The sequence below is a fragment of the Streptomyces sp. NBC_00442 genome, assembly GCF_036014195.1.
Classification (GTDB): domain Bacteria; phylum Actinomycetota; class Actinomycetes; order Streptomycetales; family Streptomycetaceae; genus Streptomyces.
Map to the genome: position 1 here is coordinate 2,150,569 of NZ_CP107918.1, position 12,657 is coordinate 2,163,225.

A 12,657-nucleotide genomic window follows, 5' to 3' on the forward strand; every position below is an offset into this window, starting at 1 on the left:
CGGATCCCCGGGCGAGCACAGTCAGGGCGGGGCAACCGATGGAGCAGACTCACACCGGCCACAACGGCGTCGCGGCGACGCCGGGCGCCCAGCGCAGGGTGCTGGTCGTCGAGGACGACACGACAATCGTGGACGCCATCGCGGCCCGTCTGCGGGCCGAGGGCTTCCAGGTGCAGACGGCACTCGACGGCCCCGCCGCCGTCGACACCGCCGAGGCCTGGCAGCCGGACCTCATGGTGCTCGACATCATGCTGCCCGGCTTCGACGGCCTGGAGGTCTGCCGCCGGGTCCAGGCCCGCCGGCCCGTGCCGGTCCTCATGCTGACGGCTCGCGACGACGAGACCGACATGCTGGTCGGGCTCGGGGTCGGCGCGGACGACTACATGACCAAGCCGTTCTCGATGCGCGAGCTCGCGGCCCGGGTGCACGTCCTGTTGCGCCGGGTGGAGCGCGCCGCGCTCGCCGCCACCACACCGCGTACCGGCATACTCCGGCTCGGCGAGCTGGAGATCGACCACGCGCAGCGCCGGGTACGGGTGCGCGGCGAGGACGTCCACCTGACGCCGACCGAGTTCGACCTGCTCAGCTGCCTGGCGAACACGCCGCGCGCCGTGCTCTCCCGCGAGCAGCTGCTCGCCGAGGTGTGGGACTGGGCGGACGCCTCGGGCACCCGCACCGTGGACAGCCACATCAAGGCGCTGCGCCGCAAGATCGGGGCCGAGCGGATCCGTACCGTCCACGGCGTGGGTTACGCGCTGGAGACCCCGGCGCCATGAGCCGGGCGGGAGACCGGGCCCGGCAGCTGCGCGGCAGCGGCGAGCGGCCCGGGTGGGACGAGCCGGGCAGACGCGGCAGATGGGCCAGGGCCAGGCGAGGACTGAGGGGCCGGGTCGCGGCGGGGCTGCGGTCGGTGTCGATATCGATCAAGACGAAGCTCGGCACCCTCGTCGTGGTCTCCGTGTTCATCACGACCGGGCTGCTCATGGTGGCCCTGCAGACCCGCACCGAGCTCCGCTTCATCACCGTGTTCTCGGTGATAGCGACCCTCCTGATCACCCAGTTCGTCGCGCACGGGCTCACCGCCCCGCTGGACGAGATGAACACCGTCGCCCGCGCCATCTCGCACGGCGACTACACGCGCCGGGTGCGCGGCGCCGACCGCCGCGACGAACTCGGCGACCTGGCGGGCACCATCAACCGCATGGCCGACGACCTGGAGGCCGTGGACCGCCACCGCAAGGAACTCGTGGCGAATGTCTCCCACGAGCTGCGCACGCCCATCGCGGCGTTGCGCGCGGTCCTGGAGAACGTGGTGGACGGCGTCTCCGCGGCGGATCCGGAGACGATGCGCACGGCCCTCAAGCAGACCGAGCGCCTGGGCCGCCTGGTCGAGACCCTCCTGGACCTCTCCCGCCTGGACAACGGAGTCGTCACGCTGCGCGCCCACCGCTTCGAGGTGTGGCCGTATCTGTCGGGCGTCCTCAAGGAGGCCAACCTGGCGGCCGCCCAGCGCAAGTTGTCCTCCGGCTCGGGCAACCACCAGCGCACCGACGTCCATCTGCACCTGGACGTGTCGCCGCCCGAGCTGACCGCGCACGCGGACGCGGAGCGGCTGCACCAGGTTGTGGCAAACCTCATCGACAACGCGGTCAAGCACTCCCCTCCGCACGGCCGCGTGACGGTGCGGGCCCGGCGCGGCGCGCATCCCGGTTCGCTGGACCTGGAGGTCCTCGACGAGGGGCCCGGGATACCGCAGTCGGAGTGGCACCGGGTGTTCGAGCGCTTCAACCGCGGCACCGCGCCCTCGCCGCACGGGCCGGGCAGCGACGGCGGGACGGGGCTCGGCCTGGCCATCGCGCGCTGGGCGGTGGATCTGCACGGTGGCCGGATCGGCGTGGCCGAATCCGCACGTGGCTGCCGGATCCAGGTCACTCTGCCGGGGAGTCCCCATCCGCAAAATTGACGTAAAGTTCGAACCGGAAGCGGTCGTTCTGCGTGGTGTTCGGCGGAAGCGGTCCTTCCGGGGCGCGGTCCAGGGGGCTGCGGCCGCACTGTCGCGTACCCGAAGGGGCCCGAGAGAAGCGGAACCACGCTTGTTTCCCGCCATTTCACGCCCCGAAACACGGCTTCCGGTGTGACTTACGCGACTGTGGCCTGCCCCGTCTGCGCGTCCCGGCCGGCAAGGCGTAGCCTTTATTTCCGCTGTCCATCACCTTGTGAAGCGGAAGAGGGCGGTTACCGCCGTGTCGTCTCAGTCCCCCAGTAATTCGAGCGTCTCGACCGACCAAGACGGGCAGGGCAAGAACCCTGCGGCCGGCTTTGGTGCCAATGAGTGGCTTGTCGACGAGATCTATCAGCAGTACCTCCAGGACCCCAACTCGGTCGACCGAGCCTGGTGGGACTTCTTCGCCGACTACAAGCCGGGCGCCACCGGCACGGCGGACAACCCTGTCCAGGGTGCTCCCACCGCGGCCGCGCCCGCTCCGGCCGACCCGGCACCGGCGACCCCGGCCGCCGCTCCGGCGCCGGCCAAGGCCGCCGCACCGGCCGCCGTCCCGGCACCGGCTCAGGCGAAGCCCGCGGCCGCCGCCGCGCCCGCCAAGCCCGCCGCCACGGCACCGGCCGCCAAGGCCGCCCCCAAGTCCGGTGCAAGCACCGGAGCGGCCGGCGCCGCGCAGCCTCCTGCGGCCACCGAGGCCCCGGCAGGCCCCGAGTACGTGACGCTGCGCGGCCCCGCCGCCGCGGTCGCCAAGAACATGAACGCCTCCATCGAGGTCCCCACGGCCACGTCCGTGCGCGCGGTCCCGGTGAAGCTGCTGTTCGACAACCGCATCGTCATCAACAACCACCTCAAGCGCGCCCGCGGCGGGAAGATCTCCTTCACCCACCTCATCGGGTACGCGATGGTGCAGGCCATCAAGGCCATGCCGTCGATGAACCACTCCTTCGTCGAGAAGGAGGGCAAGCCGACCCTGGTCAAGCCGGAGCACATCAACTTCGGCCTCGCCATCGACCTGGTGAAGCCCAACGGCGACCGCCAGCTGGTCGTCGCCGGCATCAAGAAGGCCGAGACGCTCGACTTCTTCGAGTTCTGGCAGGCGTACGAGGACATCGTCCGCCGCGCCCGGAACAACAAGCTGACGATGGACGACTTCACCGGCGTCACCGTCTCGCTGACCAACCCCGGCGGCCTCGGCACCGTGCACTCCGTGCCGCGTCTGATGCCCGGACAGTCGGTCATCATGGGCGTCGGCTCGATGGACTACCCGGCCGAGTTCCAGGGCACCTCGCAGGACACCCTGAACAAGCTGGGCATCTCGAAGGTGATGACCCTCACCTCGACGTACGACCACCGGGTCATCCAGGGCGCGGCGTCCGGCGAGTTCCTGCGGATCGTCGCCAACCTGCTGCTCGGCGACAACGAGTTCTACGACGACATCTTCGAGGCGCTGCGCATCCCCTACGAGCCGGTCCGCTGGCTCAAGGACATCGACGCCTCGCACGACGACGACGTCACGAAGGCCGCCCGCGTCTTCGAGCTGATCCACTCCTACCGGGTCCGCGGCCACGTCATGGCCGACACCGACCCGCTGGAGTACCGCCAGCGCAAGCACCCCGACCTGGACATCACCGAGCACGGCCTCACCCTGTGGGACCTGGAGCGGGAGTTCGCGGTCGGCGGCTTCGCCGGCAAGTCCCTGATGAAGCTGCGCGACGTCCTCGGCGTCCTGCGCGACTCGTACTGCCGCACCACCGGCATCGAGTTCATGCACATCCAGGACCCCAAGCAGCGCAAGTGGATCCAGGACCGCGTCGAGCGCTCGCACTCCAAGCCTGAGCGCGAGGAGCAGCTGCGCATCCTGCGCCGCCTGAACGCGGCCGAGGCGTTCGAGACCTTCCTCCAGACCAAGTACGTCGGCCAGAAGCGCTTCTCGCTCGAAGGCGGCGAGTCGGTCATCCCGCTGCTCGACGCCGTCATCGACAGCGCCGCCGAGTCGCGCCTGGACGAGGTCGTCATCGGCATGGCCCACCGCGGCCGCCTGAACGTGCTCGCGAACATCGTCGGCAAGTCGTACGCGCAGATCTTCCGCGAGTTCGAGGGCAACCTCGACCCGAAGTCGATGCACGGCTCCGGCGACGTGAAGTACCACCTGGGCGCCTCCGGCACCTTCACCGGCCTGGACGGCGAGCAGATCAAGGTCTCGCTCGTCGCGAACCCCTCGCACCTGGAGGCGGTCGACCCGGTCCTGGAGGGCGTCGCCCGCGCCAAGCAGGACGTCATCAACAAGGGCGGCACGGACTTCACGGTCCTGCCGGTCGCCCTGCACGGTGACGCGGCCTTCGCGGGCCAGGGTGTCGTCGCCGAGACGCTGAACATGTCGCAGCTGCGCGGCTACCGCACCGGCGGCACGGTCCACATCGTCATCAACAACCAGGTCGGCTTCACCGCCGCCCCGGAGTCGTCGCGCTCCTCCATGTACGCCACCGACGTGGCCCGCATGATCGAGGCGCCGATCATCCACGTGAACGGCGACGACCCGGAGGCCGTGGTCCGTGTCGCGCGGCTCGCCTTCGAGTTCCGCCAGACGTTCAACAAGGACGTCGTGATCGACCTCATCTGCTACCGCCGCCGCGGTCACAACGAGGGCGACAACCCGCAGTTCACCAACCCGCAGATGTACAACCTGATCGACAAGAAGCGCTCGGTGCGCAAGCTCTACACCGAGTCGCTCATCGGTCGCGGCGACATCACCCTGGAAGAGGCCGAGCAGGCCCTGCAGGACTTCCAGGGCCAGCTGGAGAAGGTGTTCGCGGAGGTCCGCGAGGCCACCTCGGCGCCGGGCGAGATCCACTCCTCGGACGCGCAGGCGCAGTTCCCGGTCGCGGTCTCCACGGCGGTCTCCCAGGAGATCGTCAAGCGCATCGCCGAGTCGCAGGTGAACATCCCCGACCGGATCACCGTGCACCCGCGTTTGATGCCGCAGATGCTGCGCCGCGCCGCCTCCGTCGAGGACGGCACGATCGACTGGGGCATGGGCGAGACCCTGGCCATCGGTTCGCTGCTCATGGAGGGCGTGCCGGTCCGGCTCTCCGGCCAGGACACCCGCCGCGGCACCTTCGGCCAGCGCCACGCGGTCCTGGTCGACCAGGTCACGGGCGAGGACTACACCCCGCTCATGTACCTGTCCGACGAGCAGGCGCGCTACAACGTCTACGACTCGCTGCTCTCCGAGTACGCGGCGATGGGCTTCGAGTACGGCTACTCGCTGGCCCGTCCCGAGTCCCTGGTGATGTGGGAGGCGCAGTTCGGCGACTTCGTCAACGGCGCCCAGACGGTCGTGGACGAGTTCATCTCCTCGGCCGAGCAGAAGTGGGGCCAGACCTCCGGCGTCACGCTGCTCCTGCCGCACGGCTACGAGGGCCAGGGCCCGGACCACTCGTCCGCCCGCCCGGAGCGCTTCCTCCAGATGTGCGCGCAGAACAACATGACGGTCGCCATGCCGACGCTGCCGTCGAACTACTTCCACCTGCTGCGCTGGCAGGTCCACAACCCGCACCACAAGCCGCTCATCGTCTTCACCCCGAAGTCGATGCTGCGTCTGAAGGCGGCGGCGTCGAAGGCCGAGGAGTTCACCAACGGCGGCTTCCGCCCGGTGATCGGAGACGAGCACGTGGACGCGAGCGCGGTCCGCAAGGTCGTGTTCTGCGCGGGCAAGGTCTACTACGACCTGGCCGCCGAGCGCGACAAGCGCGGCGCGAACGACACGGCGATCATCCGCATCGAGCGCCTGTACCCGCTGCCGGGTGCCGAGCTCCAGGCGGAGATCGCCAAGTTCCCGAACGCCGAGAAGTACCTGTGGGCCCAGGAGGAGCCGGCGAACCAGGGTGCCTGGCCGTTCATCGCGCTCAACCTGATCGACCACCTGGACCTGGCCGTCGGCGCGGACGTGCCGCACGGCGAGCGCCTGCGCCGCATCTCGCGGCCGCACGGCTCGTCCCCGGCGGTCGGCTCGAAGAAGCGCCACGAGCAGGAGCAGGAGCAGCTGGTGAACGAGGTCTTCGAGGCGTAAGCGCCCCGCGGGGCCGCGGTCCTCGGGCCGCGGACCGGCGGTGGCCGGTCACGCAGGTGCGAGTCCGTACACGAAGGGCCCGGCACCCCCGGTCGACGGGGGTGCCGGGCCCTTCGGCGTGCTCGCGCTCAGCTCTCGTCGCGCTCAGCTCTCGTCGCCCTCAGCTCTCGTCGTGCTCCGCGCCGTCGGCGCTGTCGGGCGGGGGCACCCGTATGACGACGCTGCCGCTGGCCAGGTCTATGGGGCCGCGCCCCGGATCGGAGTCGCCGACCTCGTCGAGCGTGATCTCCTGGCGGCGGCGCTCCTCTTCCGTGTGCCGCCGCCCTGGCGCGAAAAGCTCGTCGAGCCCACCGAACATCCGAAGCCACCTCCGTCAGCCGTCCCGTACCCACACAACGCCGTGCGGCGCCCGTCCGATCCCGATCATGGCCACCGGATCCGCCGGCCGCGCTCCGGGGACGGCCCGCACGAGCGCTCGGGGACGCTGACCTCGCGGTACCCCGGACCCGCCCGGCGAACCGGGCACGCGGACTCCCTCGCCCCGACGGCGGGCGCCCGCGCCCTCCGGCGGCCGCCGGATACCCTGAGGGCCGAACATCCGGTACGTCGTCCCAGGAGCAAGTTGTGTACTTCACCGACCGCGGCATCGAGGAGCTGGAGAAGCGGCGCGGCGAGGAGGAGGTCACCTTCGAGTGGCTCGCCGAGCAGCTGCGCACCTTCGTCGACCTGAACCCGGACTTCGAGGTCCCCGTGGAGCGGCTCGCCACCTGGCTGGCCCGGCTCGACGACGAGGACGAGGACGAGGACGAGGAGTAGCGGTAAGCGCTGGCGTCCCGAGGAGAGTGCGCCGGACGGGCCGGCGCGACCGGCTCGGCAGCAGCGGTTCGAGGGTGTGAGCGCCTGACGCGTAGTACGCGTAGTACGCGTAGTACGCGTAGTACGCGTATGCGCGTCAGCCGCAGACCCGCCAGCCGTGCGACGCGTCCCGCATCCGGTCGTACGCGAGCCCCAGCGCCCCGTGGGCGACGAGGATCGTGCCCGCCGCCGTCCAGCCGCCGCTGCGGCGGGCGAGCCCCCAGAGCGCCAGCGGGAGCCCCGCGGCGAGTTGGGCGCCGCCCAGGAGCCGGGCCTTGGGTCCGCGCACCCACGGGCCGGCCGGTCCGTCCTCGACCGCGTCGAGTTCGGCGCGCACGGCATCGCGCCAGCCGGACCACTCGACCGTCTCGGCGCCCTGCGCCTCGGCCACCGATCGCAGCCGGTCGGTCCGTTCGCCAGGGGTCAGGCCGACGGGCAGCGCGACTCCCGTACGAGCCAGGACGGCGAGCAGACCGAGGAGACGGGCGCGCGCGTCGGCGGCCGGATCGGGGCGGGTCAGCCCGTCGAGCGTCTCCACGTCGCGTACGGGATCGAGGCCCAGCCGGGCGGCGAACGTGCGCATCGCCTCGCTCTCACCCACCGGCGTGCCGTCGGCGAGCCAGACGTAGCCGACCGTGCGGCGGAAGCCCGAGGCCAGGGTGTAGCCCGCCCGGGAGCCGTCCCACCACAGCGCGAGCGCGGGCCGGCCCGCGCCGACCGTGAGCGCGCCCGCCCAGCCGGCGAGCACCTGGTCGACCGGGTCGTCACCGGCGAGCCAGGGCTTGGCCGAGGGAACGAGCAGGCTCCAGCCCTCCCCCGCCGGCGCAAGCAGCATCGGCTCGCGCAGCAGATGGGCGACCGGGCGGACCACCGCGGGTTCGGCACGGCAGAGGAGCAACGCTCCGGGGGTGACGGCAGGGGCGACGGGCACGCCCCCACGCTAGATCACATAACGGCGCATTTCCCCCTACGGACACCCGAGTGAGCACGGTTCGGGCCCGCGGGCGCGCCTTGACTTTCCCAACCCGCGATATATCGTGTCTAGCGAGAGACGCGATATGTTGCGTCTGATCGTATCCGTGCGCAGCGCCCAGGAGGTCAGCACATGCCCGAGTCCACATGGGCCGTCCGAGAGTCGCAGAAGCTCACGTTCGACGAGCCGCTGACCAAGGTCCACGTCCGCGTCGTCAACGGAACAGTGAACGTCGTGGGCACCGAGGAAAGTTCCGCGCGCCTGGAGATCAGCGAGGTCGAGGGGCCGCCGCTGATCGTGACGCGCGAGGGATCGACCCTCACCGTCGCCTATGAGGATCTGCAGTGGCGCGGCTTCCTCAAGTGGCTCGACCGCAAGGGCTGGAACCGCAGCGCGGTGGTCTCGCTCGCCGTGCCCGCGGGCGCGGACGTCGAGGTGGGCGTGGTCGGCGCGGGCGCCGTGGTCTCCGGGATCCGGGGACGCACGGAGGTCCGGGGCGTCAGCGGGGACGCGACGCTCGTCAAGCTCGCAGGACCGGTCCGCGCCGAGAGCGTCACGGGCCACGTGGAGGCCCAGGCGGTCACCGGCGACCTCCGCTTCAAGTCGGTCTCCGGACATCTGACCGTCGTCGAGGGGGCGGGGTCCGCCGTGGCGGCCGAGTCCGTGAGCGGCGACATGATGCTGGACCTCGACCCCGGCACGAAGGCGACCGACATCCGCCTGACCACGGTGTCCGGCGAGATCGCCATCCGGCTGCCGCACCCGGCCGACGCGCAGGTCGAGGCCAACACCGCGAGCGGGCGCGTCTCCAGCGCCTTCGAGGATCTGCGGGTCGACGGGCAGTGGGGCACGAAGAAGATCACCGGCACGCTGGGAGCGGGGACGGGGACGCTCAGGGCGACGACGGTGTCCGGCTCGATCGCGCTGCTGCGCAGGCCCGCGGACGAGGAGCCGCCCTTCGAGGACGCTCCCTTCGAGGAGCCGCCCTTCGAGGACGCGATGCCGGGCGAGGGCGCCTTCCGCGCCGACGCCCAGGCGGGCCCCACCGACCAGGTGGGCCCCACCGACGAGGTCGGCCCAACCGACCCCATCGGTCCCAGTGGCCCCACCGGCCCGACCGGGCCGACCAGCCCCACCGGCCCCACCGGCCCCACCGGCCCGACCAAGAAGGTGCTCTGACATGCCCCCCGTCTTCGCCCACGGCCGCCTCCGCCTCTACCTCCTCAAGCTGCTCGACGAGGCACCGCGCCACGGCTACGAGGTGATCCGCCTGCTCGAAGAACGCTTCCAGGGGCTGTACGCGCCGAGCGCGGGCACCGTATACCCGCGGCTCGCCAAGCTGGAGGCCGAGGGACTTGTCACGCACACCACCGAGGGCGGCCGCAAGGTGTACTCGATCACCGACGCGGGCCGTGCCGAGTTGGCGGGCCGGGGCGGTGAACTCGCCGATCTGGAACTGGAGATCCGCGAGTCCGTCTCCGAACTCGCCGCCGAGATCCGCGACGACGTACGCGGTGCGGCGGGCAGCCTGCGCGACGACATGCGCCGCGCGGCCCGCGAAGCCCGTACGGGCCAGGGGCCGGCCGGAGCCGCAGGTGCCGGCCGGGGCACTCGGAAGGGGTTCCCCGAGGCCTCCGACTTCTTCGACGGCGCGTGGGGCGACGCGGAGGGGTGGCAGCAGGCGAAGGAGGAGTTCAAGCGCGCGAGGCAGGAGTGGAAGGAGCAGGCGCGCCGGGCGAAGGACGAGTCGAGGCGGGCCCGGGACGAGGCCCAGCAGGCGCGTCGCCAGGCCAAGGAGGCGCAGGAGAAGGCGCGCGAGGACATGCAGCGGGTGGCTCGTGACGTGCAGCGCCATGTCCAGGAGCACTTCGCGCGGGGCGACTGGCCCACGGGGGTACGTGAGGGGCTCGCCGAAATCACCAAGGAGCTCGGCCGGTTCGGGTTCGGAGGGACGGCTCCGGCCGAGTCGGATGTCAAGGTGGAGCGCGTGGAGCGCGTGGACCTCGGGAAGCCGGAGCCGGGGCCTGCGGCTGAGCCGGAGTGGGCGCGGGAGGTGTCGTCCGGTGACCCGGGGCGGGATCTGGACCGGTTGCTCGACCGGTTCCGGGACGACATCAGGGATGCGGCGCGGGACCACGGGGTGACGGAGCCCCAACTGGCCGAGGCCCGTGGCCACTTGGCCCGTGCGGCGGCCCACATCGCGACGGCCCTGCGCCCGCAGCGACCCCGGTGACCTCCACCCAGCCGTCCGGCGGGTCAGGCCCGCGCAGCTCCCCGCGCCCCTGACCCGCTCACGCGTGCGGACCGTGCGTGGTTGCCCGCGCAGTTCCCCGCGCCCCTAACCCCGCCTTCGTGTGCGGACCGTGCCCGCGTCCCGCGCAGTTCCCCGCGCCCCTTAGCTGCTCACGCGTGCGGACCGCGCGTGGTTGCCCGCGCAGTTCCCCGCGCCCCTTAACCCCGCTTTCGTGTGCGGACCGTGCCCGCTTCTCGCGCAGTTCCCCGCGCCCCTTAACCACTCGGTGCCGGCCCGCATGGACACCCTCAGCCCGTCATGGGGGTCCCCCCTGGCCCTTAAGGCCTTGGGGGAGATTGAGGACGAGCGCCCTTAAGGCGCGATACGGGGTCTGGGGCGGAGCCCCAGGGGGACGCACCCCTCAGAGTTGCCGCACGGGATGGGGGTCCCCCCTGCTCATTAAGAGCTTGGGGGAGGATGGGAAAACTCCCCGGGGTCCGGGGCGGAGCCCCGGGCCCGTTCAGGGGCCCAGCATCCTCTCAACTCCCCCGTACGTCCCGCCGAACTCCGCAAGAACCTCCCCCGCCAACCCCGGCATCGCCGTAAGCGCCAGCAGCAGATGCTCATCCCCGATGGACCTCCGCTTGCGGGCCACGGCCATCCTCAGCGACTTCTCCAGGACCTTCTTCGCCCCCTTCGTGAAGGACGGCCTCCCCGAGGCCCACGCCCGGCCCCGCTCCGCACCGGAGAGCGCACCCGGCCCGTGGGCCTGCTCCACCCGCGCGACGATCTCCTCGACGGAGATGCCGAGCCCGGCCAGCGCGTCCTCGTCCGCCTTGGACATGCCGCCCCGGCGCCGCGCCGCGGCCAGCGCCTCGACGACTTCGCCGCGTCTGGCGGTGACGCCGAGGGAGGCGAGCGCGAAGGCCGCCTTGGTGCCCTCGCGGTCGAGGAGGGCGAGGAGCAGGTGCTCCTCGGTCACCACCGGGGACCCCGCACGGGACGCGTGCTCGACCGCACCCGCCACCACCCCCCGCGCGTCCACCGTGAATCGCTCCAACATCAGGTCCTCCCGTGCTTCTTGTGGACGGCCTGGCGGCTGACCCCCAGCTCGGCGGCGATCTCCTGCCATGACCAGCCCTGGTTGCGGGCGCTTCGTACCTGTACGGATTCGAGCTGTTCCAGGAGCCGTCGCAGCGCGGCGACGGCTCGCAGTCCGACCCTCGGGTCGCGGTCGCCGGCTCGTGCGGCGAGATCGGTGGCCTCGGTCATGGATGTCAATGTACGTTGACAGTCGACGCATGTCAACCAATGTTGACACCGCGCCCATACGAAAGGCCGCGGCCCCCGCTCACGCACGCACCCGCGTACGCGCGCACAAGGGACCGCGGCCCGGAAGCCGCCTCTGCGGCCTCGGCGGCCTCGGCGGCCTCACCCCACGGTGAGGACCACCTTCCCGAACAGATCGCCGGACGCCACCTTCTCGAAGCCCTCGCGCGCCCGGTCCAGCGGCAGCACCTCGTCGATGACGGGACGCACCCCCGTCGCCGAGCAGAACGCGAGCAGGTCCTCCAGCTCGTCCTTCGTGCCCATCGTCGACCCCACCACCTTCAGCTCCAGGAAGAAGATCCGGGTCAGTTCGGCGTGGGCGGGGCGGTCGCCGCTGGTGGCGCCCGAGATGACCAGGGTGCCACCGGGGCGCAGGGACTTGACCGAGTGCGACCAGGTCGCCGCGCCCACCGTCTCGATCACCGCGTCCACCCGCTGCGGCAGCCGCGCACCGGACTCGTACGCCTCGACCGCCCCCAGCTCCACGGCCCGCTTGCGCTTGGCCTCGTCGCGGCTCGTGGCGAAGACGCGCAGGCCGGCCGCCTTGCCCAGGACGATCGCGGCGGTGGCGACGCCGCCGCCCGCGCCCTGCACCAGGACCGAATCGCCGGGCCGCACACCGGCATTGGTGAACAGCATCCGGTACGCGGTGAGCCACGCCGTCGGCAGGCACGCGGCCTCCGCGAAGCTCATGCCCTTCGGCTTGGGCAGCACGTTCCAGGTGGGCACGGCGACCTGCTCGGCGAAGGTGCCCTGGTACTTCTCGGTGAGGATCGAGCGGCCCTCGGTGGGGCCGACCCCGTGGCCGCTCTGGCCGATCACCGAGTGCAGGACGACTTCGTTGCCGTCCCGGTCGATCCCGGCCGCGTCGCAGCCCAGGATCATCGGCAGCTTGTCCTCGCTGAGGCCGACGCCGCGCAGCGACCAGACGTCGTGGTGGTTGAGGGAGGCGGCCCGTACGTCGACGAGGCTCCAGCCGGGGCGTACCTCGGGGGCCGGCCGCTCCCCCAACTCAAGGCCGTTGAGCGGCTGGTCACGGTCGATGCGGGCGGCGTAGGCGGCGAACATGGCCCTGACCCTAGGGTGCGGGGCCCGGCCGCCGGAACCTCCCACGGCTGTGACACCCCGCACGCCGGGACGGGTCGCGAAAACGGCCGTGCCGGGCTCCCCCGAAGGAGAGCCCGGCACGGCTCCGT

11 protein-coding genes are annotated in these 12,657 nt (G+C 71.7%); 6 read left to right on the forward strand and 5 right to left on the reverse strand.

Features of this window, described 5'->3' with window-relative positions; genetic code table 11:
• Positions 1–38: 38 nt before the first annotated feature.
• The 3 genes from OG432_RS09475 (at position 39) to OG432_RS09485 (ending at position 6,071) form a co-directional block, all read left to right on the forward strand.
• Positions 39–776, forward strand: coding sequence for a response regulator transcription factor (locus OG432_RS09475; protein WP_120721417.1), 738 nt, complete (start codon positions 39–41; stop codon positions 774–776).
• Positions 773–1,963 carry a HAMP domain-containing sensor histidine kinase gene (locus OG432_RS09480; RefSeq protein WP_328309696.1) on the forward strand — a complete coding sequence of 397 codons (1,191 nt, stop codon included), beginning with the start codon at positions 773–775 and terminating at the stop codon, positions 1,961–1,963. Before OG432_RS09475 ends, OG432_RS09480 begins: the two co-directional genes overlap by 4 nt.
• A gap of 280 nt (positions 1,964–2,243) precedes the next feature.
• Positions 2,244–6,071 (forward strand): multifunctional oxoglutarate decarboxylase/oxoglutarate dehydrogenase thiamine pyrophosphate-binding subunit/dihydrolipoyllysine-residue succinyltransferase subunit, encoded by a 3,828-nt coding sequence (locus OG432_RS09485; RefSeq protein ID WP_328309698.1) that lies wholly within the window; start codon positions 2,244–2,246, stop codon positions 6,069–6,071.
• A 160-nt stretch (positions 6,072–6,231) separates the two neighbouring features.
• On the opposite strand, the gene OG432_RS09490 is transcribed toward OG432_RS09485, so the two are convergent.
• Positions 6,232–6,429 (reverse strand): DUF6191 domain-containing protein, encoded by a 198-nt coding sequence (locus tag OG432_RS09490; protein ID WP_328309700.1) that lies wholly within the window; start codon positions 6,427–6,429, stop codon positions 6,232–6,234.
• Positions 6,430–6,695: 266 nt separating this feature from the next.
• On the opposite strand from OG432_RS09490, the gene OG432_RS09495 reads away from it, so the two are divergent.
• The gene (locus tag OG432_RS09495; RefSeq protein WP_328309702.1) at positions 6,696–6,887 is read left to right on the forward strand and encodes a DUF6104 family protein; all 192 of its coding nucleotides are present in this window, start codon (positions 6,696–6,698) and stop codon (positions 6,885–6,887) included.
• Between the two features lie 136 nt (positions 6,888–7,023).
• Here OG432_RS09495 and OG432_RS09500 read toward each other — a convergent pair whose 3' ends face one another.
• Entirely contained in the window at positions 7,024–7,857 is an 834-nt protein-coding gene (locus tag OG432_RS09500) for a hypothetical protein (RefSeq protein WP_328309704.1), read from the reverse strand.
• A 174-nt stretch (positions 7,858–8,031) separates the two neighbouring features.
• Here OG432_RS09500 and OG432_RS09505 point away from each other — a divergent pair, with 174 nt between their 5' ends.
• Together OG432_RS09505 and OG432_RS09510 are read left to right on the forward strand one after the other, a co-directional pair.
• The gene (locus tag OG432_RS09505) at positions 8,032–9,078 is read left to right on the forward strand and encodes a DUF4097 family beta strand repeat-containing protein (RefSeq protein ID WP_328309706.1); all 1,047 of its coding nucleotides are present in this window, start codon (positions 8,032–8,034) and stop codon (positions 9,076–9,078) included.
• 1 nt (position 9,079) lies between these two features.
• Positions 9,080–10,132, forward strand: coding sequence for a PadR family transcriptional regulator (locus tag OG432_RS09510; protein WP_328309708.1), 1,053 nt, complete (start codon positions 9,080–9,082; stop codon positions 10,130–10,132).
• 520 nt (positions 10,133–10,652) lie between these two features.
• Here OG432_RS09510 and OG432_RS09515 read toward each other — a convergent pair.
• The 3 genes from OG432_RS09515 to OG432_RS09525 form a co-directional block, all read right to left on the reverse strand.
• Positions 10,653–11,195 carry a Clp protease N-terminal domain-containing protein gene (locus tag OG432_RS09515; protein ID WP_328309710.1) on the reverse strand — a complete coding sequence of 181 codons (543 nt, stop codon included), beginning with the start codon at positions 11,193–11,195 and terminating at the stop codon, positions 10,653–10,655.
• Positions 11,195–11,404 carry a helix-turn-helix domain-containing protein gene (locus tag OG432_RS09520; protein ID WP_100579604.1) on the reverse strand — a complete coding sequence of 70 codons (210 nt, stop codon included), beginning with the start codon at positions 11,402–11,404 and terminating at the stop codon, positions 11,195–11,197. The genes OG432_RS09515 and OG432_RS09520 overlap by 1 nt, the downstream gene beginning before the upstream one ends.
• A 159-nt stretch (positions 11,405–11,563) precedes the next feature.
• The gene (locus OG432_RS09525; protein ID WP_328309715.1) at positions 11,564–12,529 is read right to left on the reverse strand and encodes a zinc-binding dehydrogenase; all 966 of its coding nucleotides are present in this window, start codon (positions 12,527–12,529) and stop codon (positions 11,564–11,566) included.
• Positions 12,530–12,657 lie beyond the last annotated feature (128 nt).